The 24,959-nt window shown below is 75.5% G+C and carries 21 protein-coding genes; 9 read left to right on the plus strand and 12 right to left on the minus strand.

Annotated features, from left to right (window positions below; genetic code table 11):
• Positions 1–2 precede the first annotated feature (2 nt).
• Both JOF54_RS03980 and JOF54_RS03985 read left to right on the plus strand, forming a co-directional pair.
• Positions 3–1,319 (plus strand): exo-beta-N-acetylmuramidase NamZ family protein, encoded by a 1,317-nt coding sequence (locus JOF54_RS03980; protein WP_210053182.1) that lies wholly within the window; start codon positions 3–5, stop codon positions 1,317–1,319.
• A complete protein-coding gene (locus tag JOF54_RS03985) occupies positions 1,319–3,037 on the plus strand; it encodes a serine hydrolase domain-containing protein (protein WP_210053184.1) in 1,719 nt (572 codons plus the stop codon). The genes JOF54_RS03980 and JOF54_RS03985 overlap by 1 nt, the downstream gene beginning before the upstream one ends.
• A gap of 30 nt (positions 3,038–3,067) precedes the next feature.
• Here the strand turns inward: JOF54_RS03985 and JOF54_RS03990 are convergent, their stop codons facing one another.
• Positions 3,068–4,939: a DUF2207 domain-containing protein gene (locus JOF54_RS03990; RefSeq protein WP_210053185.1), complete on the minus strand. Its 1,872-nt coding sequence runs from the start codon at positions 4,937–4,939 to the stop codon at positions 3,068–3,070.
• Positions 4,940–5,041: 102 nt separating this feature from the next.
• On the opposite strand from JOF54_RS03990, the gene JOF54_RS03995 reads away from it, so the two are divergent.
• Positions 5,042–6,373, plus strand: coding sequence for an MFS transporter (locus JOF54_RS03995; RefSeq protein ID WP_210053187.1), 1,332 nt, complete (start codon positions 5,042–5,044; stop codon positions 6,371–6,373).
• A gap of 51 nt (positions 6,374–6,424) precedes the next feature.
• Positions 6,425–8,395, plus strand: coding sequence for a S9 family peptidase (locus JOF54_RS04000; protein ID WP_210053189.1), 1,971 nt, complete (start codon positions 6,425–6,427; stop codon positions 8,393–8,395).
• A 117-nt stretch (positions 8,396–8,512) separates the two neighbouring features.
• On the opposite strand, the gene JOF54_RS04005 is transcribed toward JOF54_RS04000, so the two are convergent.
• From JOF54_RS04005 to JOF54_RS04040, 8 genes are all read right to left on the minus strand, one after another.
• The gene (locus JOF54_RS04005; RefSeq protein ID WP_210053191.1) at positions 8,513–9,217 is read right to left on the minus strand and encodes a YggS family pyridoxal phosphate-dependent enzyme; all 705 of its coding nucleotides are present in this window, start codon (positions 9,215–9,217) and stop codon (positions 8,513–8,515) included.
• 46 nt (positions 9,218–9,263) lie between these two features.
• On the minus strand, positions 9,264–9,692 hold the full coding sequence (locus JOF54_RS04010) for a hypothetical protein (protein WP_210053192.1): 429 nt from the start codon (positions 9,690–9,692) through the stop codon (positions 9,264–9,266).
• Positions 9,685–10,266 (minus strand): Asp23/Gls24 family envelope stress response protein, encoded by a 582-nt coding sequence (locus JOF54_RS04015; RefSeq protein ID WP_210053195.1) that lies wholly within the window; start codon positions 10,264–10,266, stop codon positions 9,685–9,687. The genes JOF54_RS04010 and JOF54_RS04015 overlap by 8 nt, the downstream gene beginning before the upstream one ends.
• Positions 10,263–10,862, minus strand: coding sequence for an RNA polymerase sigma factor (locus JOF54_RS04020; RefSeq protein ID WP_210053198.1), 600 nt, complete (start codon positions 10,860–10,862; stop codon positions 10,263–10,265). The genes JOF54_RS04015 and JOF54_RS04020 overlap by 4 nt, the downstream gene beginning before the upstream one ends.
• A gap of 53 nt (positions 10,863–10,915) precedes the next feature.
• Complete coding sequence (locus JOF54_RS04025; protein WP_210053200.1) at positions 10,916–11,908, minus strand: VWA domain-containing protein; 993 nt, start codon at positions 11,906–11,908, stop codon at positions 10,916–10,918.
• Positions 11,908–12,894: a VWA domain-containing protein gene (locus tag JOF54_RS04030; RefSeq protein WP_307803825.1), complete on the minus strand. Its 987-nt coding sequence runs from the start codon at positions 12,892–12,894 to the stop codon at positions 11,908–11,910. The genes JOF54_RS04025 and JOF54_RS04030 overlap by 1 nt, the downstream gene beginning before the upstream one ends.
• Before the next feature lie 16 nt (positions 12,895–12,910).
• Complete coding sequence (locus JOF54_RS04035; protein WP_210059339.1) at positions 12,911–13,912, minus strand: DUF58 domain-containing protein; 1,002 nt, start codon at positions 13,910–13,912, stop codon at positions 12,911–12,913.
• A 119-nt stretch (positions 13,913–14,031) separates the two neighbouring features.
• The gene (locus JOF54_RS04040; RefSeq protein WP_372443507.1) at positions 14,032–15,204 is read right to left on the minus strand and encodes an AAA family ATPase; all 1,173 of its coding nucleotides are present in this window, start codon (positions 15,202–15,204) and stop codon (positions 14,032–14,034) included.
• A 305-nt stretch (positions 15,205–15,509) separates the two neighbouring features.
• On the opposite strand from JOF54_RS04040, the gene JOF54_RS04045 reads away from it, so the two are divergent.
• From JOF54_RS04045 to JOF54_RS04055, 3 genes are read left to right on the plus strand one after another with little or no spacing between them, the layout of a single operon-like run.
• Positions 15,510–16,658, plus strand: a complete 1,149-nt coding sequence (locus tag JOF54_RS04045) for a hypothetical protein (RefSeq protein WP_245357954.1) — start codon at positions 15,510–15,512, stop codon at positions 16,656–16,658.
• Positions 16,655–17,542, plus strand: coding sequence for an HAD family hydrolase (locus JOF54_RS04050; protein WP_210053204.1), 888 nt, complete (start codon positions 16,655–16,657; stop codon positions 17,540–17,542). Before JOF54_RS04045 ends, JOF54_RS04050 begins: the two co-directional genes overlap by 4 nt.
• The gene (locus JOF54_RS04055) at positions 17,539–18,780 is read left to right on the plus strand and encodes a glycosyltransferase 87 family protein (protein WP_210053206.1); all 1,242 of its coding nucleotides are present in this window, start codon (positions 17,539–17,541) and stop codon (positions 18,778–18,780) included. The genes JOF54_RS04050 and JOF54_RS04055 overlap by 4 nt, the downstream gene beginning before the upstream one ends.
• Here JOF54_RS04055 and JOF54_RS04060 read toward each other — a convergent pair.
• Positions 18,752–19,636, minus strand: coding sequence for an SMP-30/gluconolactonase/LRE family protein (locus tag JOF54_RS04060; RefSeq protein WP_210059341.1), 885 nt, complete (start codon positions 19,634–19,636; stop codon positions 18,752–18,754). The two genes, JOF54_RS04055 and JOF54_RS04060, sit on opposite strands and share 29 nt — an antisense overlap.
• Before the next feature lie 65 nt (positions 19,637–19,701).
• Between JOF54_RS04060 and JOF54_RS04065 the strand changes: the two genes are divergently transcribed.
• Positions 19,702–20,508: a PrsW family intramembrane metalloprotease gene (locus JOF54_RS04065; protein WP_210053208.1), complete on the plus strand. Its 807-nt coding sequence runs from the start codon at positions 19,702–19,704 to the stop codon at positions 20,506–20,508.
• Positions 20,509–20,637: 129 nt separating this feature from the next.
• Here the strand turns inward: JOF54_RS04065 and JOF54_RS04070 are convergent, their stop codons facing one another.
• Both JOF54_RS04070 and denD read right to left on the minus strand, forming a co-directional pair.
• Positions 20,638–22,077: an Nramp family divalent metal transporter gene (locus JOF54_RS04070; protein ID WP_210053210.1), complete on the minus strand. Its 1,440-nt coding sequence runs from the start codon at positions 22,075–22,077 to the stop codon at positions 20,638–20,640.
• 81 nt (positions 22,078–22,158) lie between these two features.
• Positions 22,159–23,148 (minus strand): D-erythronate dehydrogenase, encoded by a 990-nt coding sequence (denD, locus tag JOF54_RS04075; RefSeq protein ID WP_210053212.1) that lies wholly within the window; start codon positions 23,146–23,148, stop codon positions 22,159–22,161.
• 181 nt (positions 23,149–23,329) lie between these two features.
• Here denD and JOF54_RS04080 point away from each other — a divergent pair, with 181 nt between their 5' ends.
• Positions 23,330–24,763 (plus strand): protein adenylyltransferase SelO, encoded by a 1,434-nt coding sequence (locus JOF54_RS04080; protein WP_281073561.1) that lies wholly within the window; start codon positions 23,330–23,332, stop codon positions 24,761–24,763.
• Positions 24,764–24,959 lie beyond the last annotated feature (196 nt).

Genomic DNA, 24,959 nt, shown 5'->3' on the forward strand with positions numbered 1-24,959 from the left:
CCATGTCGAACCCCCTGGGCCGCAGGGCCCTGCTCGGAGGAGCCGCGGCCGGAGCCGGCGCGCTGGCCACCCTGCCCCTGACCGCGGGGACCGCGGCTGCCACGGGACGCGGCGGTGGCCGTCCCGGCCGCGTCCGGCCCGGTGCCGACGTGGCGCAGGCCGACCGCTGGCGCGTCCTCGCCGGCCAGCGGGTGGGCGTCATCACCAACCCCACCGGCGTCGTGCAGGACACCCTCGGCAGCGTCGTCGACGCCATGGTGGGCTCGGGCCGGGTCGAGGTGGGCGCCGTCTTCGGGCCCGAGCACGGCTTCCGCGGGACGGCGCAGGCCGGGGAGTCCGAGGGCACCTCGGTCGACGAGCGGACCGGCGTCACCGTCCACGACGCCTACGGCGCGGACGCGGAGAGGTTCGCCGCGCTCTACGCCGAGTCGGGCGTGGAGACCGTGGTCTTCGACATCCAGGACGTCGGCGCCCGCTTCTACACCTACATCTGGACGATGTACCAGGCGATGGTCGCCGCCGCCCGGACCGGTCTGCGGTTCGTCGTCCTCGACCGGCCCAACCCCGTCGGCGGCCGGGCGCGCGGTCCCGTGCTGCGGCCCGGGTTCACCTCCGGCGTCGGGCTGGACGCCATCGCCCAGGCGCACGGCATGACCGCCGGGGAGGTCGCCCGCTTCTTCGACGGCGAGTTCCTGCCCCGGGTCGCGGGTCGGCGGATCGCCGACCTCGAGGTCGTCCGGCTGCAGGGCTGGCGGGCGGACATGCTGTACCCCGACACCGGCCTGCCCTGGATCCTGCCCAGCCCCAACATGCCGAGCCCGACGACCGCGCTGCTCTACCCGGGCACCTGCCTGTTCGAGGCGACCAACCTCAGCGAGGGCCGCGGGACCACGCTCCCCTTCGAGCTGATCGGCGCGCCCTACGTCGACCACCGCTGGGCCGAGGCGCTCACCCGGCGACGGCTGCCCGGCGTCCGCTTCCGGGAGGCCTGGTTCACCCCCACGTTCTCCAAGAACGCGAACCAGGTCTGCGGGGGCGTCCAGGTGCACGTCACCGACGCCGACGCGGTCGACCCGGTCGCCCTGGTCACCCACATGCTCGTCACCCTGCGGGACCTCTACGACGGCTTCGACTGGCGGCTGGTGGGCGGCAGCAGCGACGGGGGCCGCTGGATGGACCTGCTGACCGGCTCCGACCGGTTCCGCACCCAGCTGGAGGCGGGTGCCTCCGCCGACGCCATCACCGCCGGCTGGCGCGACGAGCTGCGGGCCTTCGACCGCACCCGCTCGGCCTACCTGCTCTACCCGCGGAGCCGGTGATGCGCGGCACCCTGAGGACGGCCGCGGTGCTGCTCACCGCGGCGGCGCTGGCGGCGACGGCCGGACCGGCGCAGGCCGGTGGACGCGGCGGCCGCTTCGACCAGCCCGAGGACGGGTTCCCCTCGCCGCGCACCGTGCTGCGGTCCGGCACCCCGCAGTCGGCCGGCCTGGACCCCGCGCCGCTGGAGCGGGCCTGGGACACCGTCACCGGCCTGGAGCAGGCCCCGGAGGACGGCCACCCGCTGTACCCGGGCGCCGTGCTGACCTACGGCCACGAGGGCCGGGTGGTGATGACGCGCGCGAGCGGGTACGCCCGGCTCTACGCCGACGGCGCGGGGACGCTGCTGCCGGCGGACGAGCGGATCGCGACGCGGACCGACACGATCTACGACCTCGCCTCGATCTCGAAGCTGTTCACCTCCGTCGTGGTCATGCAGCAGGTGGAGCGCGGCCGGATCGACCTCGACGCCCCGGTGGCGCGCTACGTGCCGGAGTTCGCGGCCCACGACAAGGCGGGCATCACCATCCGCCAGCTGCTCACGCACACCTCGGGCTTCCCCGCCTTCCTGCCGTTCTGGAGCGCGTACCCCGACCCGGCCTCGCGGATGCACGCGGCGCTGACGGCGGAGACGGTGAACGAGCCCGGCTCCACCTACCTGTACAGCGACCTCAACCTCATCACCCTCGGCGAGGTCGTCCACCGCGTCAGCGGCGAACCGCTGGAGCGGCTGGTGGCCGAGGGGATCACCCGTCCCCTGGCGATGCGGGACACCGGCTACAACCCGGACCCCTCGCTGCGGCCGCGGATCGCCGCGACGGAGTTCCAGACCGCGCCGGACCGCGGCATGGTCTGGGGACAGGTGCACGACGAGAACGCCTGGTCCTTCGGCGGCGTGGCCGGGCACGCAGGCGTGTTCTCGACCGCCCGGGACCTGTCCGTGCTGGCCCAGACCATGATCAACGGCGGCAGCTACGGCGGCCACCGGATCCTGTCCCCCGCGTCGGTGCAGCAGATGATCACCAACGAGAACGCGGCCTTCCCCGGCGATGATCATGGTCTGGGCTTCGAGCTGGACCAGCGGTGGTACATGGGCGGGCTCGCCTCGCAGCGCACGGCCGGGCACACCGGCTACACCGGCACGTCACTGGTGATCGACTTCTCCTCGCGCTCGTTCGTCATCCTGCTGACGAACCGGGTGCACCCCAGCCGGAGCTGGGGCAGCGTCAACCCAGCCCGCGTCGCGGCCGCCCAGGGGATGGCGGAAGCGCTGGCGGTCAAGCCTCGCGAGGGTCGCGACGCCTGGTTCTCCGGCACCGCGAACGCCCGGACGGCGACGCTCACCGTGCCGGTGCCCGCCACCGGACCGGCCGAGCTGGCCTTCGACCAGCTGGTCGACACCGAGAGCAGCGACCTGCTGACGCTCGAGGTCTCCACCGACGACGGCGCCAGCTGGGCCCCGCTGCCCTACCGGGCGGGCGGCGAGGTCGTCGAGGGCGGCTACGCCGTCGCGGGACGACGGACCTGGGACCGGGCGAGGGCCGCGCTGCCGGCCGGGCCGTCGCTGGTCCGCTGGACCTACACCCAGGATGCGAGCCTGTCCGGCCGCGGGGTCTACCTCGACGGCATCGCGGTCACCCAGGGCCGGCGGACCGTCGTCGACGCCGAGCACCACCCCGGCGTCGTCACCGCCGACGGCTGGACGCGCGCCCGACGCTGACCCCGCCCGCCCGCGCCGGGTGCTGACGGCTCACCAGCCGCCGCCACCGCCGCCGCCGACGCCGCCCCCGGCGGACCCGCTGCTCATCCCGGAGGCGCCGCCGGTGCCGGCGGTGGCCGCCGTCATCGAGGTGGTGGCGGCCTGGGAGAACGCGCCGAGGGTGTCGGCGAACGACGCGCCGCCGGCCGTGGCGAAGAGGAACGGCTGGGTGCCCACATACCAGGTGGGCAGCGGCACGGCGTGGCCGCGGGCGGCGAGCTCGGCGAAGACCCGGGCCCACCGCTCGGCGACGCCGAAGGCGATGGCGTGCGGCAGGTAGCGGGAGAAGAGGTCCTCGCCTTCCTCGAAGCGGATCTGCTCGGCCTCGGCGGTCTCCAGGTAGAGCTGGAAGCCGACCGCCTGGTCGAGCACGGCGCTGCCGGCCGGCGTCCGGGCGGGCATCGCGTGCGCGGCCACCAGCAGGACCACGCCCACTCCCACGACGGCCAGCCCGACCAGGCCCCAGCCGACGGTGAGGGCCAGCACCAGGGTCAGCACGGCGCCGGCGACGAGCACGCCCGCCCCGAGCCCGTACCAGCGCCCGCGGACCGTCGCCGGGTTGCCGGTGAACCAGCCCTGCTCGGTCACCGCCGCGTACAGCGCCTTCTGCACCTCCCCCACCGCCCCGGCGAACGAGACGCCCAGGTCGTCGAGGTCGACCTCGTCGCGGGAGCCGAACACGCGCTGGAGCACCAGCTCCTCGTAGGCCAGCAGCGGTTCGCGCGGCCGGTCGCCGGCCGCCGTCCGGACCAACCGCCACGACCGGTCCTCAGCGCCCTTCCCGGCCCCGCCGGCCTTCCCGCTCCCCCCGGGTCCGCCGGTCTCGACGATCCGCAGGTGCCCCCGGACCGCGAGGTCGACGACGGTCGCCGTCACGTCGTGGGTGTGGGCGACCTCGTCGACCAGCGTGCCCAGCTCGCCCGGACGGACGCCGTCGGGCGGGGTGAACCGGACCGCGACCGGTGCCCGCCGGTCACGGGGGCCGCTGGGGGCGGACGCCCCGCCGACCGGCGCGAGGCCCGGCGTCAGCCCGACGTGCTGCCGGTCGCGGCCGCCCCGGCGGGCCCGGGCCAGCACCGCCCCCGCGCCCAGCAGCGCGACCGCGCCGGCCAGGCCCGCCGTCAGCGGCGCCACGGTGAAGGTGTTGCCGAGGTTCCGCCGCGGCAGCAGCACCGGCTCGGCCCCGACGAAGGTGCCGGCCGGCCAGGCCGCGACGACGGTGAGGCCGCTGCCCGGCTCGACCCGGTCCTGGCGGTAGGTGACCGCGTCCCCCGACACGTCCGCGGCGGCGCAGGCGGCGTCGGCCCCGTCCTGGCCGACGGCGCAGCGGGCGCCGACCACCGGCGCGGGGCCGCTCAGGGTCACGGTGACCGCGCTGAGCGGCACCTCCCACTGGTCGCCGACGACGTTCCAGAAGATCTCGTCCTGGCCGCCCGCGCCGGTGCCGGGGTTGACGACGCCGCGGATCCGGTAGCCGATCTCGTAGCTCTGCACGCCGTCGACCTCGACGTCCTCGTCGCCGACCCGGATGGCCAGGGCCCCGCCGTCCTCGTCGGTCTCCACCTGCGCGGGCGCCCCGCTGGGGCTCGCCGCGGTGACGTCGGTGACCTCGAAGCCCCGGTAGTGGTCGGGGTCGCCGGCGATCTCCTGGCGCAGCGGCAGCGTGACGTGGGGGCCGTGGCCCGCGGTGCCCGCGAAGTCGAAGTCGAACGCGACCCGGACGTCGATGGTGCCGTCGGAAGCGGCGCGCGCGGTGAGGTCGTAGCGGGTGACCGCCCAGTCGTCCTCGTCCGCGGCAGCCGTCCCCGGGACGGCGAGCAGGAGGAGCAGACCCAGGACGGCGGTGGTGGCGAGACGTCTCACCCCGCCCAGCGTAGGAGGGGCGGAGGTCGGCGCCGGGACGCGGGCGGGGGCGCCACAGAACTTCGACGTGCAACTCCGCGACGGCTGTGGCAGCGTGAGGACGTGCCCGGCGTCCCCCCTCCCCCTCCTGCTCCTGCGACGCCGGCCGGGCTGGGCACCGGGCTGGGCGCCTACCTCCGGCTGCTCCGCCACCGCCCCGCGCGCGACCCCTTCCTGGCCGCCTTCGTGGCCCGGCTGCCGCTCTCGATGGCGCCGCTCGGCATGCTGCTGCTGGTCGAGGCCGAGCGCGGCACGTACAGCCTCGCCGGCTTCGTCACCGGCGCCTACGCCGTCGGCAGCGCCCTGGGCACACCCCTGTGGGGACGCCTGATGGACCGCTTCGGCCAGGTCCGGGTGCTGCTGCCGACGGCGCTGACCAGCGCGACGCTGGTCGTGGCGCTGGCCCTGGCCACCACGGGCTCCGCGCCCCCGCTGGTGCTGGTCGCGCTGGCGGCCCTGGCCGGGTTCGCGTACCCGCCGATGAGCCCGGCGCTCCGCTCGTCGTGGCGGGTGATCTTCCCCGACCGCGAGTCGCGGCGCGTCGCGTTCGCCCTCGACGGCACGTCGGTCGAGCTGCTGTTCGTCGGCGGTCCCCTGCTGCTCTCGCTGCTGCTGGTGCTCTCGGCGCCGGTCGTGCCGCTGCTGGCCACCGCCGCCGCGATGGCCGGCGGGGTCCTGGCCTACTGCACCACCGACGCCGCCCGCCGTTCCCGGCCCGCCGGCCCCGGCCCGAGCGCCGTGGACGACGACGGCGTCCCCGTCCCGAACCACCGCTCGGCGCTGGCCGCGGCCGGCGTCGTCGCCCTGCTGCTGGTGATGCTGGCCATGAGCATCGGCTTCGGCCAGCTCGACACCTCCCTCGCCGCGACGGCCGGGCTGGTGCTGGGCAGCACCGAGCGGGTCGGCCTGCTGTTCCTGGCCATCGCCGGGGGCAGCGCCGTCGGCGGACTGGTCTTCGGCGCCCGGGCCTGGCCCTTCGACGAGCGCCGCGCGGTCCCGACGCTGCTCGCCCTGTTCGCGCTGATGCTCGCCGTGATGGCGGTGCTGATGGGCCTGCCGACCGTCCCGCTGTGGGTGGTCTTCCCCGTCCTCGTGGTCACCGGCGCCACCGTCGCGCCGACGCTGATCATGCAGCAGAGCCTGCTGGACCACCTGGCCCCGGCGCACCGGCTGAACGAGGCGCAGGCCTTCCTGTCCGCGGCCAACACCACGGGGGCCGCGGCGGGCACCGCCCTCGCCGGGGTGCTCATCGACTTCCACGGCCTCGGCGTCTCCTTCGGCGGCGCCGCGGCCGGGGCCGCCCTGGCCGCGGTGGTCGCCGTGGCCAGCCAGGCGCGCTGGCGGCGGGCCTCCGCCGCGCAGACCCGGGCCGAGGCCGTCGCCGCGCAGCGCTGACGCGGCCCGCCGGGACGCCCGGCCGCGGCACCGCCTCCGTAGGGTGAGGGCATGACCACCACCGCGCCCCACGGCTCCTGGCCCTCCCCCGTGACGGTCGACCAGCTGACCTCCGCGAGCGTCGGCCTCGCCGAGGTCCACGTCGACGGCGGGGACCTGTACTGGCTGGAGGCCCACGCCGAGCAGGGCGGGCGGTGCAGCGTCTGGCGCGCCCCGCTGGCCGGCGGGACCGCCGTCGAGGTGACCCCGCCCGGGGCCAACGTCCGCAGCCGGGTGCACGAGTACGGCGGCGGCGCCTGGGGCGTGGCGGACGGCGTCGTCGTCTACTCCGAGATGGCCGACGGCCGGCTCCACCGGGTCGACGGCGACGGGCCCGCCCGCGCCCTCACCCCCGCCGGTGACCTGCGCTTCGCCGACGTCCGGGTGCACCCCGACCGCGGGCTGGTGCTGGCCGTGCGGGAGGACCACGGCGGCCCCGGGGAGTGCGTCAACACCGTCGTCGCCGTGGCGCTGGAGCCGGCCGCCGACGAGGCCGACCTGGACCCGGGCACGGTGCTGGTCGACGGCGTCGACTTCTGCTCGACCCCCGAGCTGGCCGCGGACGGCCGGCTGGCCTTCGTCACCTGGGACCACCCCGCGATGCCCTGGGACGCCACCGCGCTCTCCGTGGGCACGCTGGCCGGGGACGCCGCGTCGGGCTGGCGCCTGGAGGACGTCGCGCAGGTCGCCGGCGGCCCGTCCGTCTCCGCGGTGCACCCGCGCTGGACCCCCGGCGGCACGCTCGTCCTGGTCGACGACCGCAGCGGCTGGTGGAACCTCTACGCGTGGTCCGGCGGGGACGGCGAGGACCGCCCGCTGCACCCGGCCGAGGCCGAGTTCTGCGAGCCCGGCTGGGTGCTGGGCCAGACGCCCTACGCCGTCGTCGACGACACCACCCTGGTCTGCGCGCTGAACCGGAGCGGCGTGCTCTCGACCGCCCTGCTCGACCTCGGCACCGGCGACCTCCACCCCCTGACGGCCGAGGGCACCGAGGCCAGCGCGCTCGCCGTCGGCGACGGCCGGGTGGCGGCCGTGCTGCACCACCCGGACCGGCCGGCCGGGCTCGCCGTGGCGGTGCTCCCGGCCGGCGACGAGCCGCTCGCCTGGGACGAGCGCCGCCGCTCCAGCGACCTCGCCCTGCCGCCCGGAGCCGTCTCCCGCGCCGAGGCCGTCAGCTGGGACAGCCCGCGGGGCCCGGTGCACGGCTTCTACTACCCGCCGACCAACCCCGACGTCGTGGCGCCGGAGGGCAGCCTGCCGCCGCTGGTCACGCTGTCCCACGGCGGCCCGACGTCGTTCAGCTCGCCGGCGTTCTCGCTGTCCTACCAGTTCTGGACCTCCCGGGGCTACGCCGTCCTCGACGTCAACTACGGCGGCAGCACCGGCTACGGCCGGGCCTACCGCGAGCGGCTCGTGGGCACCTGGGGCCTGGTGGACGTCGCCGACTGCGCCGACGGCGCCCGCGCCATGGGCGACCAGGGCCGGGCCGACCCCGACCGGCTGGTGGTCAAGGGCGGCAGCGCCGGCGGCTACACCACGCTGCGCGCGCTGACCGCGACCGACGTCTTCGCCGCCGGCATCAGCTCCTACGGCATCGGCAGCCTGGAGGCCCTGGCCCTGGACACCCACAAGTTCGAGTCCCGCTACCTCGACGGGCTGGTGGGTCCCTACCCCGAGGCCCGCGACGTCTACGTCGAGCGCTCGCCGCTCACCCACGTCGACTCCCTGGCCGCGCCGATCCTCCTGCTGCAGGGCACCGAGGACAAGGTGGTGCCGCCGGCCCAGGCCGAGGAGATGGCCGACGCCGCCCGCCGCAAGGGCCTGCCGGTGGCGCTGATCATGTTCGAGGGCGAGGGCCACGGCTTCCGCCGGGCCGAGAACATCCGGCGCTCGCTCGAGGCGCAGCAGTACTTCCTCGGCCGGCTCTTCGGGTTCACCCCGGCCGACGACGTGCAGCCGGTGGAGATCGAGAACCTGGCCTGAGGTCGTCCCCCGCTCGCTGAGCTCGTCCCCCCGCTGCCTGAGCTCGTCCCCCCGCTGCCTGAGCCTGTCGAAGGCCCTTCGACAGGCTCAGGGAGCGGAGGGCGCGGGAGCGGGGGCTCAGGTGACGGGCGGGCGGGCGCCGAAGAGGGTCTGGCCCACCCGGACGGTGGTGGCCCCGTGCGCGATGGCCAGCTCGAAGTCCCCGGACATGCCCATCGACAGCTCGTCCCAGGAGCCCGGGGCGGCGTCGAGCTGGCGGAGCCGCTGCTGCAGGTCGGTCAGGCGGGTGAAGCAGGCAGCGACGGCCGCCTCGTCGTCGGAGTAGACGGCCAGGGTCATCAGGCCGCGGACCCGGAGCGCGCTGAATGGGCGCAGGTCGAGGGCGAAGGCCTCGACGGCGTCGGGCGCCAGGCCCGTCTTGGCCTCCTCGCCGGAGGTGTTGACCTGGACGAAGACGTCGAGCCCGCGGCCCTGCTCCTGCAGGCGGCGGTCCAGCGCCTCGGCCAGCTTGAGCGAGTCCAGCGTGTGCAGCTCGGTGGTGAAGCGGAGCGCCCGGGCGACCTTGTTCGTCTGCAGGTGGCCGATCAGGGCCCAGGCGAGTCCGGGACGGTCGGCCAGCTGCTCGGCCTTCTCCGCGGCCTCCGGCACCCGGTTCTCCCCGAACAGCCGCAGCCCCGCGCCGTAAGCCTCCTCCAGCACGTCCAGGCCGTGCGTCTTGGTGACGGCCATCAGCCGCACCGAGCCCGGGTCGCGGTCGGCTGCCCGGCACGCGGCGTCGATCCGCTCGCGCACCTGCGCAGCCCGCTCGGCGACCGACGTCATGGCGTCGAGCCTAGCCAGGCGGCGCGCCGCAGCGGGGTCGCGGGCCTCAGGTGAGGACCGCGCCGGCGGGCAGCACGGCGCCCGCCTCGATGGAGAGCACGCTGACGCTGAGCGCGCCGACCCGGAGACCGGAAGCGGCGAGCTGCGAGCGCAGCCGCTCCCGGACGGCTTCGGCGGTGCGCCGGGCCTGCGCGTCCGGCGCGGTGACCAGGTCGACCCCGACGTCCACGACGTCGCCCCGTCGGGTCAGCCGCAGCTCTCCGGGCGGGCCGGCACCGGCTCCCCGGTCGCGGCGGAGCCGGCGCAGCGCCGCCTGCAGCGTGGGTTCCAGCCGGACCACACCCGGGGTGGCGAGCACGGCGGTGACCAGCGCCGAGGCCAGGGCGTCGTCGTCGACGGACGGCGGGGCGCCGTCGGCCAGGGCCAGCAACATCCCGTCGTCCGCGATCAGGTCGCGCGCCATCTGATCAGACATCGTGGACATCTTCCACCCGCAGGTCGACCGAGACCACCTCGACGCCCACCTGTCGGTCGACTTCTTCGACGACGCGGCGCCGCAGCTCCGCGGTCACCGCCGGGATGGCCACGGCGGCGGACACGCTGAGACCGAGCACGACCCGCACCCGGACCCGGTCGCCCTCGTCGGCGGGGTCCTGCTCCACCAGCTCGACCCGGCACCGCCGGGCCTGGACACCCGGCACGGCGTCGCCGGTCGCCCACACCACGCCGACCACGGCCTGCTCGCTGACGGTCAGCTCCGTCGTCAGCTCGTCGGCGGCCGGCCGTTCCAGCGGCAGCCGACGACCGCGCCGGACCTCGACGCGGGCGAGGCCGAGGATGCCGTCCAGCACGCTGCTGCTGGTGCGCAGCGCGGGGTCGGCCCGGTCGGCCGCCGTCATCGCGGCCGTCGCCGTCGAGAGCTCGTCGAGGCTGGCGCGGGCGGCCTGGCAGAAGGGGCACTGCTGCTCGTGCGGGCCGGGCGGCTCGTCGAGGCCCTCCCAGACCTCGTCGGCGTCGCGGCCGCAGCCGAGGCGGGTCGGTTCGCTCACTGCCACGACGCCATCCCCCGGGCGAGCTCTCGGCGGGCGCGGGCCAGCCGGCCGCGCACCGTGCTGACCGGGACGCCGACGACGTAGGCGATCTCGGGGTAGCTGAGGTCGTGCAGCTCCTTGAGCACCCAGCACGCCCGCTGCTCGTCCGGCAGGGTGGCGAGCACCGCGTCGAGCCCGCGGACCTGGGCGGCGACCTCGGCCAGCTCGGCCGGCCCGCGGCCGCGCGCGGCCCTGTCGTCCACCCGGTCGTCGAGCGCGTCGTCGGTGGCGGCCAGGTCGGTGCGGCGGCGGGCGCGGGCGCGCAGCACGTCGAGGCAGCGCCGGGTGGCCAGGTGGTAGAGCCAGGCGTGGAAGGCCTGCGGGTCCTGCAGCGTGGGCAGCTGCCGCCAGACCAGCACGAAGCTGTCCTGGACGACGTCCTCGGCCTCCCCGCGGTCCGACAGCATCCGGTACGCCAGCCGGAAGATCTCGGCCTCGTAGCGCCGGACGAGCTGCTCGAACGCCCCGACGTCCCCGTCCTGCGCCCGGGCCACGACCGTGGCCTCGACCAGCGGCGCCACGGGGCGCCCGGTCGGTCCGGGGTCGGCGGGCATGGGGTCTCCGGGGTCGGGGAGGGCGGGAGGAGCAGGGAGGGGCGACGGGGCCGTCAGGGCCAGCGGGCGCCCAGCGAGATCATCCCGAAGGCGGCGAGGATCGCGAAACCCAGCCCGAAGCCGGCGTAGCGCGAGGTGACCTCCTGGTCGACCTTCTCGGTGCCGACCGAGCTGCCGATGTCCTCGTAGACCTCCTTGAGCTGGCCGGCCGACGTCGCGGTGTAGGCCTCGCCGCCGGACACCCGGGAGACCCGGGCCAGCTCGGAGCGGTCGACCGGCACCGGCTCGCGGCGCCCGCTGACCTCGATGTAGCCGTCGGCGGTGCCGTAGGCGATCGTGTAGATCGGCACGTCCTGGGCCTTGGAGGCCTCGGCCGCCTCGGCGGAGGAACGGCCCACCTGGGTCTTGCCGTCGCTCAGCAGCACGATCCGGGCGGGCACCACGGCCTCGGGGTCGTCGGGGTCCGGCGGCACCTGGGCCAGGGCGGCCAGCGAGGTGTAGATGCCCTCGCCGATGGCCGTCGACGGCTGCGGCTGGAGGGCCTGGATCGCCGCCGTGGCCGCGCCGCGGTCCAGCGTGGGCGGGACCAGCGTCGTCGCCGTCCCCGCGAAGGACACCACCGAGACGTTGAACTTGGGCGGCAGGCTGGTGACGAAGTCCTCGGCCGCAGCCTTGGCCGCCTCGATCCGGTTGGGCTCGACGTCGGTGGCCTCCATCGAGAGCGAGACGTCGATCGTCACGACGACCGTGGCCCGCTCGCGCGGCACCGACACCTCGTCCTTGGGCTTGGCGAACGCCATCGTCAGCGTGGCCAGGCTGAGGATCGAGAGCCCGACGGCGACGTGCCGCAGCCACGTCCGGTCCCGGGGTATGACGAGGTCGAACATCGTCCGGCCCACCGCGGCGCGGCGCCGGCCGGCCCGGCGCACCAGCGCGAGGTACAGCCCCACCAGGGCGGGGATCAGCAGCAGCAGCCAGAGCCGGCCGGGCGCCAGGAAGGACAGCATCGGCACCAGGGCGGGTGCCGCGAGCAGCGTCGTCGTCATCACGGCCACCGCGCGCCCAGCGAGATGGCGCCCAGGGCGGCCAGCACGGCGAGGGCGAGGCCGTAGCCGGCGAACCGCGCGGTCACCTCGCGGTCGGCCTTCTCGTACCCCACCTCGGAGCCGATGTTCTCGTACACCGAGCGGAGCTGGTCGGCGGTGGCGGCGGAGAAGTACTCGCCGCCGCTGAGGTCGGCCACCTGCTGCATCTCCTCGTGGTCGACGGGCACCGGCTCGCGCTTCCCGTCCAGGTCGACGTAGCCGTTCTCGGTGCCGTAGGCGATCGTGTAGACGGGCACCTCGGCCGCGCCGGCCTCGGCCGCCGCCTGCTGCGGGGACCGGCCGACGGTGTTCGAGCCGTCGCTGAGCAGGACGATCGCGCCCGGCGCCACCGACTCCGGGTCGTCCGGGTCCTTCGGCGCCTGGGACAGCGCGCGCATCGCGGTGGCGATGCCCTCGCCGATGGCGGTGGAGTCCTGCAGCTGGATGCTGTTGATGGCGTTCTCGACGGTGTTGTGCGCCGTGGTCGGCGGCACGAGCACCGACGACGCCCCGGCCATCGAGACCACGGCGACGTTGTACTTCTCGGGCAGCTCGGCGACGAACTCCGTCGCCGCCTGCTTGGCCGCGTCGAGCCGGCTGGGCTGCACGTCGGTGGCCTGCATCGACAGCGACGCGTCGATGACCAGCACGACGGTGGCCCGCTCCCGCGGGACCTGGACCTCGGTCTTGGGCCGCGCGAACGCCGCCGTCAGGGTGATGAGGCTCAGCAGGGACAGCGCGACGGCGAGGTGGCGGCGCCACTGGGACTGCTTGGGCACCACGACCTCGAGCATCGAGGTGTTGGTGAACCGCATCCCGCGCCGGTTCTTGCGGCGGGTGGCGAAGACGTAGGCCGCCACCATCAGGGGGATGACGAGCAGGATCAGCAGGCGCTCCGGGTCCAGGAACGCCAGCTGCGGCACCAGGCCGACGGCGGTCGTGGTCACGTCGTGCTCCGGCGGTTCACTTGGTCACTCCCTGGGGCGGTGCGTGCAGCATGCTGGCCACCCGGCGGTAGGCCAGCACGAACCGGGCGATGTCGGCCACCCAGTCCTGGTCGGTGCGCAGCTGGATGTGCCCGACACCAGCACGACGAAGGGCGATCCGGATCCGTTCCCGCTGGGCGGCGCTGGCCGCGTCCATCCGGGCCCGGGCGTCGGGGTCGGCGGTGTTCACGTAGCGCTCGAAGTCGGTCTCGGGGTCGCGGATCAGCATGTCGCCGACGTCGGGGAACTCGACCTCGCGCCGGTCGACCACCTCGACGGCCAGCACCTGGTTCCGCACCCCCAGCCGGCGCATCGAGCGCTCCCACTCGGGCTCGACGTTCGGGTCGAGCTCGTGGTCTCCCGGGGTCAGGAAGTCCGAGACGACGACGCGCAGGCCGCGGCGCCGCTGGGTGCGCGACAGCTGCTCGATGCCGGCGGCGAGCGACATCGAGCCGGTCGCGTGGTCGGGCACGAACGGCTCGGTGAGCATCGAGCGCAGCAGGGCGTAGAGCGCGGAGCGGCCCGAGCGCGCGGGCAGCCGGCGCAGCGAGTCCGGGCGCATCACGTAGCCGCCGAAGCGGTCACCCATCTTCTGGCTGAGGAAGCCGATGGTGGCGATGGCGGCGATGCCGAGATCGCGCTTGGTGACGCCCTCGGTCCCCCAGTTCATCGACGGCGTCACGTCCAGCAGCGCCCAGACCTCGAGCTCGCGGTCGGACATGGTGTCGCGGACGTAGGGCACCGTCGTCCGGGCGGTGACGGCCCAGTCGATCTTGCGGACGTCGTCCTCGCCGGCGATGTAGGCGCGGGCGTCGTTGGTCTCCGAGCCCGGCCCGGGCAGCAGGCCCAGGTGGTCGCCGTGCAGGTAGCCCTCCAGGCGCCGGACGATCGTCAGCTCCAGCCGGCGCAGCGCCGCCTCGGGCGCGAGCTTGTTCAGCGGGATGGTCGCCCGGGTCGGCTCGCCCAGCACCGACGCCACGGCCCCGTGCTGCTGCTCCAGCGCGGACGCCGGTCCACCACCGGGCGCGGGCACGCCGGCCGGCCGGCCGCTGGGCGGCGGGTAGGCCGGTCCGGGGGCGGGGGTCGCCACGCGCTCGCTCAGCGGCCGTCGCCCGGGGGCGGCGGGTAGGCGGGGGGCGGGTAGGGCTGGCCCTGCGGGTACGGCTGGCCCGGCTGGGGCTGCTGGGCCTGGGGCTGCTGCGGCTGGGGCTGCTGGGGCTGCTGCGGCTGTCCACCGCGCGGGGCTTGCTGCTGCTGGCCGTTCCAGACCGGGGTGGGCGGCGGGACCATGGCGACGATCCGCTCGACCACCTGCGCGGCGGAGATGTTGTCGGCGACGGCGTCGAAGCCGAGGACGATGCGGTGGGCCATGACGTTCTTGGCCACGGCCTGGACGTCGGTGGGGAGCACGTAGTCGCGGCCGTGGATGAGGGCCAGGGCGCGGCTGGCCGCGACCAGGCCCAGCGTGGCGCGCGGGCTGCAGCCGATCTGGATGACCTGCTCGAGGTCGGGGATGCCGAACTCGGCGGGCGTCCGGGTGGCCAGCACCAGGCGGACGATGTACTCGGCCACGAGGTTGTGCACGAAGACCTCGCCGGCCTGGCGCTGCAGGTCGAGGATCATCTCCGGGTTCAGCACCGGCCGCGCGCTGGGCGGGTCGACGCTCATCCGGCGGAGGATCTCGAACTCCTCGTTGCCGCGCGGGTAGGGCACGTCGATCTTCAGCAGGAACCGGTCGCGCTGCGCCTCCGGGAGCGGGTAGACGCCCTCGGACTCGACGGGGTTCTGGGTGGCGATGACGATGAACGGCTGCGGGACCGGGTAGGTGGTGCCGCCGATCGAGACCTGCTTCTCGGCCATCAGCTCGAGCATCGCGGCCTGCACCTTGGCGGGCGCGCGGTTGATCTCGTCGGCCAGCACGAAGTTCACGAAGACCGGGCCCAGCTCGACGTCGAACGTCTCCTGGCTGGCCTTGTAGATCCGGGTGCCGACGATGTCGGAGGGCACCAGGTCCGGGGTGAACTGGATGCGGGCGAAGTCGCCGCCGACGACGGTGGCGAAGCTGCGCACCGCCAGCGTCTTGGCCACGCCGGGCACGCCCTCGAGGAGGCAGTGGCCCTTCGCCAGCAGCCCGACCATCAGCTGCTCGACCATCGACTCCTGGCCGACGATCACGCGCTGGACGCCGGCGATCGCGTCCTGGAGGAGGCGCGACGCCTGCTGGTTGGCCAACGGCGCCGGGTGGCTCTGGCCGTTCTGGCGCTCGGACACCTGTCCTTGCTGGCCGTAGGACGGACTGCTCACTCACTGCTCCTGTGGGGATCTCGGGCCCGGTGGTGCGCGCGCACCGCGGACGACGACCCGGACATCCTCTCAGACCGGCCCAACCGCCCCCGGGGCCCGACCGGGCCGCGCGGTGGCGGGCCCTGGCGGCCGCCGACGGTGCGGCCGGGCCCCAGGCTGCCACGTCCGCGGTCCGCCGGGGCGGTCCCGCGCGGCGAATAGACTCGGGCGACGCCACGGCCCGTGGCGCGACGGCCCGGACGGGACCGTCCCGTGTGATCTGATGGGGACCGATGTCGACGCCCGAGCCGCCCGCGCCGTCCCCCGACGGCCCCGAGCAGCAGCCCGGGCCCCCCGGCCCCGGTCCAGGCGGCCCCCCACCCGGCTCGTCCAGCGCCGCGGCGCCCGGCCCCGGGGGGGACCCCGCCGGCGGGTACGGCCCGCCCGTCCCGCCGCCCCCGCCGGACGACGACCCCTGGCCCACCGCGCCCCTCGACGACGACGGCTACGTGCCGCTGAGCCCGGTCCGCGAGCAGGACCCGCCCCGCGTCGGCGAGTACTGGCTCGACGCCCGGCTGCACGCCACCCCGGCCGGCGTCGTCTACACCGCCCACGACGGCGCCGACACCCCGGCGCTCGTCGTCCTGCTGTCGGAGGGAGCGACCGCCGACGCGGCGGCCCGCGAGCGGCTCTCCGGCGCGGTCAACCACCTGCACATCGACGACGTGCTCGCCCGCGGCGGCCACGGTCAGGACTCCGGGCGGCTGGGTCGCCGCTACCGGCCCGACGCCGACGGACCGGTCCCGCCCGACGCCGCCCTCGTCGCGCCGTGGGTCGCGCTGGCCTACGACGGCTCCCCCGCCGCCGCCGAGCGGGCCCGCCGCGTGCTCGACGACGTCGAGATCGCCGACCTGCCGCCGCAGGGCGCGGCCTCGGGACCGGACTACCAGCACTACTGGGTGGACCGCGTCCGGCCCGGGCTCGCCCGGCTGTGGCCGCTGCCCTGGCCGGGTCGCTACGACCGGGCCGGCTGGCGGACGATCCTCGTCTCCTGGCTGCTCATGCTGCTGCTCGCCGCGCTCGCGGTGCTCATCGCCATCCTCGTCTTCCGCAACCAGCCGCCGCAGGCTCCGCCGCCGCCCACCGGGCAGTCCGGCAGCCCGCCGCCCGCGAGCAGCTCCCCGTCCCCGCAGTCCGGCTCGCCGTCGCCGCAGTCGGGGTCCCCGTCGCCGCAGTCCGGCTCGCCCTCGCCGTCCAGCTCGGAGTCGGGCTCCGGCTCCCCCTCGCCCAGCGGCTCGGAGTCCGGCGGCCCGTCGCCCTCGGGCAGCGAGTCCGCCGAGTCGCCCTCCCCGGCGCCCTCGGCCACCGAGTCCGGCGGCGGTGGCGGCGGGCCCTCGCCCTCCGGCGAGCCCGGCAGCCCGTCGCCGAGGTCGCGGCTGTGAGCCCCGTCGCGCCCCGCGCCCGGGACCTCGACGACCGGGTGCCCCGGGTCGTCGTCACCGACATGGACGGCACCTTCCTCTCCCCCGACGGCACCGTCAGCGCGGAGAACCGGGCCGCGGTCCTCGCCGCGCAAGAGGCGGGCATCCTCGTGCTGTTCGCCACCGGGCGGCCGGTGCGCTGGCTCGACGTCATCCGCGACCTGCCCGGCGCCCACCCGACGGTGATCGCCAGCAACGGGGCCGTGCTGTACGACCTCGGCTCCGGTGAGCTGCTCGACCGGGTCTGCGTGGACCCGCTGGTGGCTCTGGAGGCGGTCCGGGCCGTCCGGGCGGCCGTGCCCGACGCCGCCTTCGCCTTCGAGTCCGGCACCCGCTTCGGGCACGAGGACGGCTACCGGCTGTGGCGGTCCGACCCGGCCGTCGACCCGGCCCTGTTCACCGGGCCGGCGGAGCAGATCGCCCACACCGAGCCGTTCGTCAAGATGCTGGTGCAGAGCCAGGCCCTGGACGCCGACCGGCTGCTGGCCGACGTGCTCGCCGTCGTCGGCGACCGGCTGACCGTCACCCACTCCGCCGCCCACGGCGTCGGGCTGGTGGAGGTCAGCGGCCCCGGGGTCAGCAAGGCGTCGATGCTGGCGCGCTGCTGCGCCCGCCTGGGCGTCGACCCCGCCGACGTGGCCGCCTTCGGGGACATGCCGAACGACGTCGCCATGCTCAGCTGGGCCGGGCTGCCGCACGTCGTCGCCAACGCGCACCCGCTGCTGCTCGAGGGCCCGTACCGGGTCGTGCCGGCCAACGCCGAGTCCGGCGTCGGGCGCACGATCCAGGACTGGGTCGCCCGGACGGCCGCGACCGCCGGCGCCGAGCCCACGCTGACGTCGTGACCCGGGCGCTCCGCGGCGTCGCCGTCTGCCTGCTGCCCGTGCTCGTCGGGCTCTACGTGGCCGCCACCACCTTCGGCGGCGGCCGCTTCGTGCCCTGGCGGCCGGTGATGGTCGACCTCGACGTCTACCGCCGCGCGGGCCTCGTGCTGCTCCAGGGCGGCGACTTCTACACCCTGCCCGGCTCCCTGCAGTTCCTGTACCCGCCCTTCGCCGCGGTGCTGGCCGTGCCGCTCGCGCTGCTGCCGACGGCCCTGGTGCAGATCGGCTGGACGGTCGCAGGCGTCCTCGCGCTGCTGGCCGTGCTGCACCGCTTCGGGCTGCACGGCTGGGTGCTGAGCCTGGTGGGCACGGCCTGCGTCTGGTTCGTGGAGCCGGTCACCCAGACGCTGGCCTTCGGCCAGCTGGGCATCTTCCTGGTCGCCCTCGTCGTCCTGGACCTCGTCCCCGGGCCCCGGGTCGCCGCGCGCCGGCTGCTCCCCGAGGGCGCCCTCACCGCGCTCGCCGCGGCCGTCAAGCTCACGCCGGCGATCTTCGTCGTCCAGCTCCTGGTGGTCCGCCGCACCCGGGCCTTCGTGACCGCCGTCGTCACCGGCCTGGTCGTCACGCTGGCCAGCGCCGTCGTCGCCCCACGCGCCTCCCTGGGCTTCTGGGGCCGGCTGGCGCACGGCGACACCGGCCTGGGCGGCAGCATCATCTACTACACGAACCAGTCCGTGATGGCCGACGTCGTCCGGGTCCTCGGGCTGGGCGGCGGGGCCGCCGCGCTCGGCCTGGCCCTGTCCGCCCTGGTCGCCGCGCTCGGCGTCTGGGCCGGCTGGCGCTGGTACCGCCGCGACGTGGCCCTGGCCGTCACCCTCTGCGGCGTCGCCAGCCTGCTGGCCTCCCCGGTCTCGTGGCTGCACCACTTCGTCTGGGTGGTCCCGCTGGCCCTGTGCCTGATCCAGCACAGCCGGGGCCGCGACGCCGCCGACCGCCCGCTGGCCCCCCTGCCGGGCTGGTTCACCGCGCTCGGCTGGATCTTCGTCGGCTGGGTCGTGGCCTCGCCCTTCCGCCGGCTGCCCAACGGCGCCGACGTCGAGCTGCAGTGGAGCGCGGGCCAGCACGCCCTGGCCTCCACGACGGCGGTGCTCGGCGTCGCCCTGCTGGCCGGCGCCGTCGTGGTCGCCGGCCGCACGGTCCCGCCGGACCCGGCCGGCACCCCCGCCGGGGTCAGCGCGGCCGCGCGCCCCGGAAGTTGACCCGCAGGGTGTAGAGCGAGGTCGTCGCCGTCAGGTAGAGCTGGTTGCGCTGCGGCCCGCCGAACTCCAGGTTGGCCACGATCTCGGGCACCAGCAGCTTGCCCAGCAGGGTGCCGTCGGGGTGGTAGCAGTGCACCCCGTCCTGCGCCGCGGCCCACAGCCGGCCGCCGTCGTCGAAGCGCAGCCCGTCGTAGCCGAGGTCGTCGGCCGCCCAGACGGCCCCGCCGCGGAGCCGGGCGCCGTCGACGTCGAAGAGCCGGATGGTGTGCTGGTCGCTGTCCACGACGTAGAGGTGCCGCTCGTCGGGGGAGAACGCCAGCCCGTTCGGCTGCACGAAGTCGTCGGCCACCACCTCGGGCTCGCCGCCGTCGGGGCCCAGCCGGAAGACGTGCCGGGCGCCGATCTCGGAGGTGCCGCGGTGGCCCTCGTAGTCGGTGTGGATGCCGTAGCTGGGGTCGGTGAACCAGATCGAGCCGTCGGAGCGGACGACGACGTCGTTGGGGCTGTTGAGCCGGCGGCCCTGCCAGGAGTCGGCGAGCACGGTGGTGCTGCCGTCGTGCTCCACCCGGGTCACCCGGCGCGCGCCGTGCTCGCAGCTGACGAAGCGGCCCTGGGGGTCGAGGGTGCGGCCGTTCGGGAAGTCGGCGGGCGTGGCGAAGACGTCGGTGCGCCCGCTCACCTCGTCGTAGCGCAGCACCCGGTCGTTGGGGATGTCGCTGAACAGCAGCACCCGGGCGGCCGGGGCGTAGGCCGGGCCCTCCAGCCAGCGGCCGCGGTCGAAGACCTGCTCCAGGAAGCGGTCGCCCCCCGTGCCGGCGAAGCGCTCGTCCAGGACCTCGAAACGGGCGGGGATCATCGCGGGCACAGCACTCCTCGTGGTCGGTGGCGCACGTCGTGGCGCCGGAGCGCGAAGATACCGCCATGACGACCGCGTCCCTGCCCGCGCCCTCGCCCGCCGCCCCCCGGCCGGGCCGCCTCCGCCGCCTCGGCTGGCTGTGGGTGCTGCTCGCCGGCGCCCTGGCCTACCTGCTCGTGCTGCGCACCCTCGTGGCCACCGAGAACCTCAACTTCGTGCCCTCGCTCATCCTTCTGGGCTCGATCGTCGTGCCCGCCTCGGTCCTGGTCTTCGCCGCCTCCAGCGGACGCCAGGTGCTGGTGCCGCCGGGGCTGATCGCGCTGGTGGCGGTGCTCGGCGGCGTCGTCGGCACGGTCGCCGCCGGCACGCTGGAGTACGACGCCCTGCACCGGCTGGGCGCGCTGCCGATGATCATGGTCGGGCTGATCGAGGAGAGCGCCAAGCTGGTGGTGCCGCTCGTCGTGCTGCTGGTCACCCGCTACCGCGACCCCCGCGCCGGGGTGATCGTGGGCGTCGCCAGCGGGATGGGCTTCGCCACCCTGGAGACGATGGGCTACGGCTTCAACGCCCTGCTGCGCAGCGGCAGCCTGGTCAGCGTCGAGCAGACGCTGCTGCTGCGGGCCCTGCTCTCCCCGGCGGGCCACGTCGCCTGGACCGGGCTCACCGTCGCCGCCCTGTGGGCCGTCGCGTCCGACCCGCGCAAGGGCCGCGCCGTCGCCCGGCTGGTCGGGGTCTTCGTCGCCGCCGTGCTCCTGCACGCCGCCTGGGACGGGCTGGACAACCTCTGGGTGCACCTCGTCGTCGGCGGCGGCAGCTTCGCCGCCCTGCTGGTGGTCATCCACCGCGCGCACCGGGGCCCGAAGCCCGCCTGAGGCCTGATCCCGCGCCCCGCCGGTGCTCTCCGCGCCCCGCTGCTGCTCCCGCGCCCGGTGCACCGGGCGCGGCCGTGCCGACGGGGCGCGGGAGCCCCGCCGGCCCGGCACGGCACGGCACGGCCCGGCTCAGCCGAAGAGCTTGCCCAGCTGGTCGCGGAAGGTCAGGAACGAGAGCGTCCCGAACAGCAGGATCGACCAGATCATCGCGCCCAGCCGCACGCCCCGGATCCGGATCGGCGCCGGCAGGATCTTCCGGTTGATGAGGATCAGCAGCCCGGAGTAGATGAACATCATGAAGCCGCCGACGACGGCGGCGATGACCAGCAGGACGATGGGCTGGTCGAAGCCCGCCAGCAGCACGACGATGCCGACGCCCACCAGGCCCCAGACCAGGGCGGCGTACATCTTCGACTCGTTCGCCTTCCGCGCGTAGCTGGTCTTGAGGACGTCCGCGGCCAGCCGGCTCGTGTAGTCGACGATGCCCAGCGCGGCCGCGAACAGCGAGAACGAGCCGATGATCCAGAAGAAGTACTTGAACCAGGACCCGACCCGCTCGGCCAGCACCTCGCCCTCGGTCCTGATGAACCCGATGTTGTTGGCCAGGCCCTCCCGGCCGAAGACGGTGGAGTAGGCCAGCAGCGAGGTGAACAGGATGGTGAAGAAGGTGATCAGCACGAAGGTGCAGAGCTGCTCGACGTTGGCGAACTTCCACCAGCCCTTCCAGCGGGCGAGGTTGGCCTTCGTGGGCTCGAAGATGTAGCCGGTGGACGGCTTCGCCTCGGGCTGCCCGGTGATCGGGCTGACCAGCCGGGGCACGTACTCCCCCATCCCGAAGCCCTTGTCCCGCATCCAGTTGGACTGCACGAGGTTCTGCCCGCCGCCGGCCCCGGCGAAGGCGAGCGCGCCCAGCAGGGTGGCGATGCCCAGCTGCTCGACGGGGATGCCGGGCCGGGTGACGATCTGCGGCACGTCCGCCCAGGCCTCGGCCCCCACGGCGACGATGGCGCCGACGACGAAGAGCAGCACCACCGCGGCGACCTTGAGCATCTGCGCGCGCTCCAGCGCCACGTAGACGACGGGGGCGAGGGTGAGGATGAGGCCGATGGCGAGCAGCATCCCGATGGCGATGTAGGTCGGCGTCCCGCCGAAGACGTAGGAGGCCAGCGTCGCGCTGCTGGTCGCCCAGCCCGGCCAGAGGTTGGCGAAGTAGGCGAGGATCGCGAAGACCAGGCCCCAGTGCCGCCAGTAGCGGCTGAAGCCGGTCAGCGCCGTCTCCCCGGTGGCCAGGGTGTAGCGCTCGATCTCCAGGTTGATGAAGTACTGGGTGAACAGGCCGACCAGCGCGGCCCAGACGAAGATCAGGCCGACCTGGCTGGCGATGAAGGGGAAGAGGATGAACTCACCCGACGCGAGGCCGACGCCGGCGGCGACGATGCCCGGCCCGATCAGCTTGCGGTAGGCGACCGGGGCGTCGGGCAGGTCGCGCACCTCGGGGCGCGGGAGCGTCGTGGTGGGGAAGCTGTCGGCGGCGGAACCGCGGCCGGGAGCGTCGTCTCTGACTGCCATGGCGGCATGCCTACCAGCCGGTCGCGGGTGACGTCCAGGGTGGTCGACGCCCGGCCGCGTGGGGGCTCGGGACCGCGCGGCTCAGGCCGGCAGCGAGCCGCCGAGCTCGTCCTCGACGTGCACCCGGATGATCTCGTCGAACGAGGCCTCGGCGGTGAAGCCGAGGGCGAGGGCCCGCGTCGCCTCCAGCGCCGGCGCCCAGGTCTCGACGATCCGCATCACCGCGGGGTCCGGCTCGTGGCGGATCAGCCGGACTGCCCGCTCCCCCGCCACCCGGCGCAGCGCCTCGATCTGCTCCCCGACGGTCGCGCTGAGGCCCGGCATCGAGAGCGTCCGCCGCGGTCCGACCTGCTCGCCGTCCAGCGCGGCGGCCCGGACGAGGAACGCGACGGCCGAGCGCGGCGACGCGTGCCAGTGCCGGACGCTCTCGGGCACCGGCAGCACGGCCTCCTCGCCCACCAGCGGCTCGCGCAGGATGCTCGAGAAGAAGCCCGACGCCGCCTGGTTGGGCCGGCCGGGGCGGATGCAGATGGTCGGCAGCCGGACGCCGATCCCGTCGACCCATCCCCGCCGGGTGTGGTCGGCGAGCAGCAGCTCGCCGATCGCCTTCTGGGTCCCGTAGCTGGTCAGCGGGGTGGCGTGGAACTCCTCGGGGATCGGGTCCGGCAGCGGTGCGCCGTAGACCGCGATGGAGGAGGTGAAGACCAGCCGGGGCCGGTAGCCGTCGGCCTCGTGCGCGGCCCGGACGGCGTCGAGCAGCTCGCGGGTGCCGTCGAGGTTGACCCGGTACCCCTTGTCGACGTCGGCCTCCGCCTCGCCCGAGACCACCGCGGCCAGGTGGAAGACCACGTCCGGCCGGCCGGCGAGCAGGCGCCCGGCCTCCCCCGGGGCCGCGAGGTCGGCGGCCACCAGCGCGACGTCGCCGTCCGTCCCCGCCGGCCGCTCGGGCGCGACGACGTCGGCCAGGGTCAGCCGGTCGAGCGCACGGCCGCCGACGTGGCCGTCGGCCACCAGCCGGGCGGTGAGCTTGCGGCCGATCATGCCGGCGGCACCCAGGACCAGGACGTGCACGCGGTTCTCCTCGCCGATCACCTCCGCGCCCCGGACGGCGGCGCGGAGCGCGTGCGCGGCGGGACCACGGCCGCCCGCGGTGGCGGCGCGCTCATCGTAGGGCGGGCCGCGACCGGCCCGACGGCCGGAGCCGCGGGTCGTAGGCTCGAGCGGTGAGCGTCGCCCCTCGCCCGTCCTGACCCTGCAGCACCGGTTCGCCTCCGAGCTGGGGGCCCTGGCCGTCCCCTGGCGGGCCGCCGAGGCCCCCGAGCCGCGGCTCCTCGTGCTGGACGACGCCCTGGCCCGGGAGCTGGGCCTGGACCCGGACTGGCTGCGCGGGGAGGACGGCGTCCGCCTGCTGGTGGGCGCCCTGGTGCCCGAGGGCGCGACGCCGGTCGCCCAGGCCTACGCCGGCCACCAGTTCGGCGGCTGGTCGCCCCGGCTCGGCGACGGCCGGGCCCTGCTGCTCGGAGAGGTCGAGGACCCGGCGGGCGGGCTGCACGACCTGCACCTCAAGGGGTCGGGCCGCACCCCCTTCTCCCGCGGCGGGGACGGGCTGGCCGCCGTCGGCCCGATGCTGCGCGAGCTCCTGGTGAGCGCCGCGGTGCACGCGCTCGGCATCCCGACGACGCGGGCCCTGGCGGTCACCGCCACCGGCCGCCCGGTGCAGCGGGAGACGGTGCAGCGCGGGGCCGTGCTGGCCCGGGTGGCCAGCAGCCACCTCCGCGTCGGGACCTTCCAGTACGCGGCGGCGAGCGGCGACGTCGACCTGACGCGGCGGCTGGCCGACCACGCGATCGCGCGGCACCACCCGGCCGCCGCGGAGCGGGAGGACCGCTACCGGGCCCTGCTGGAGGCCGTCATCGCGGCGCAGGCGTCCCTGGTCGCGCGGTGGATGCTCGTCGGGTTCGTGCACGGGGTGATGAACACCGACAACATGACGATCTCGGGCGAGACCATCGACTACGGCCCCTGCGCCTTCCTCGACGCCCACGACCCGGCGACGGTCTTCAGCAGCATCGACGAGCGGGGCCGCTACGCCTACGGCAACCAGCCCGCCGTCGCGGAGTGGGACCTCGCCCGGCTCGCGGAGTCCCTGCTGCCGCTCCTCGACGACGACCAGGAGCAGGCGGTCGCGCTGGCGGTGGAGTCGCTGGGGCAGTTCGCGCCCCGGTACGAGGAGGAGCTGACCGCGGGCCTCCGCGCGAAGCTGGGGCTCGAGGCGGCCGGCGACGGGCCGGCTGTCGCCGCGGTGGTCGCCGAGGCGCTGCCGCTGCTGGCCGCCACCCGGGCCGACCACACCGGCTTCTTCCGCCGGCTCGCCGACGCGGCGCGCGGGGACGAGGAGCCGGTGCGGGCGCTGGTGGAGGACCCGTCGGCCCTCGACGGCTGGCTCGGGCGCTGGCGCGCCCTGGCCCCCGACGCAGCCGCGATGGACCGGGTGAACCCCTGCTACGTCCCGCGCAACCACCTCGTCGAGGAGGCGCTGACGGCGGCCACCCTGGGCGACCTGGACCCGCTGCACCGGCTGCTGGAGGTCGTCACCGACCCGTTCGTCGAGCGACCGGGCCGGGAGCGCTACGCCGAGCCGGCGCCGGAGGGGTTCGGCCGCTACCGCACTTTCTGCGGGACCTGAGACGGTCCGCCGGGCGGTACCCAGCCCCCGCCAGCGCTGACGGGGGCTGGGCTCGCCTGGCTGCGAGGCCACGCTGTTGGACCGGGCAGGGCTGACCAGGGTTCGGCGGCCGGTGGCCCTCTGGATGCGGGGAGCACCCCGTGGAGCCGGCGTCGGAGCGCCGAGGTGCGTGATCGCTCCCGTCGGCTCCCACACC

This window comes from Microlunatus capsulatus (genome assembly GCF_017876495.1).
Classification (GTDB): domain Bacteria; phylum Actinomycetota; class Actinomycetes; order Propionibacteriales; family Propionibacteriaceae; genus Microlunatus; species Microlunatus capsulatus.

Excerpts from the sequence above, each read along its gene's own strand:
- JOF54_RS03980 (WP_210053182.1), top strand. The coding sequence starts at position 3 with ATGTCGAACCCCCTGGGCCGCAGGGCCCTGCTCGGAGGAGCCGCGGCC.
- JOF54_RS03985 (WP_210053184.1), top strand. The coding sequence starts at position 1,319 with ATGCGCGGCACCCTGAGGACGGCCGCGGTGCTGCTCACCGCGGCGGCG.
- JOF54_RS04000 (WP_210053189.1), top strand. The coding sequence starts at position 6,425 with ATGACCACCACCGCGCCCCACGGCTCCTGGCCCTCCCCCGTGACGGTC.
- JOF54_RS04005 (WP_210053191.1), bottom strand. The coding sequence starts at position 9,217 with ATGACGTCGGTCGCCGAGCGGGCTGCGCAGGTGCGCGAGCGGATCGAC.
- JOF54_RS04010 (WP_210053192.1), bottom strand. The coding sequence starts at position 9,692 with ATGTCTGATCAGATGGCGCGCGACCTGATCGCGGACGACGGGATGTTG.
- JOF54_RS04020 (WP_210053198.1), bottom strand. The coding sequence starts at position 10,862 with ATGCCCGCCGACCCCGGACCGACCGGGCGCCCCGTGGCGCCGCTGGTC.
- JOF54_RS04025 (WP_210053200.1), bottom strand. The coding sequence starts at position 11,908 with ATGACGACGACGCTGCTCGCGGCACCCGCCCTGGTGCCGATGCTGTCC.
- JOF54_RS04045 (WP_245357954.1), top strand. The coding sequence starts at position 15,510 with ATGTCGACGCCCGAGCCGCCCGCGCCGTCCCCCGACGGCCCCGAGCAG.
- JOF54_RS04060 (WP_210059341.1), bottom strand. The coding sequence starts at position 19,636 with ATGATCCCCGCCCGTTTCGAGGTCCTGGACGAGCGCTTCGCCGGCACG.
- JOF54_RS04065 (WP_210053208.1), top strand. The coding sequence starts at position 19,702 with ATGACGACCGCGTCCCTGCCCGCGCCCTCGCCCGCCGCCCCCCGGCCG.
- JOF54_RS04070 (WP_210053210.1), bottom strand. The coding sequence starts at position 22,077 with ATGGCAGTCAGAGACGACGCTCCCGGCCGCGGTTCCGCCGCCGACAGC.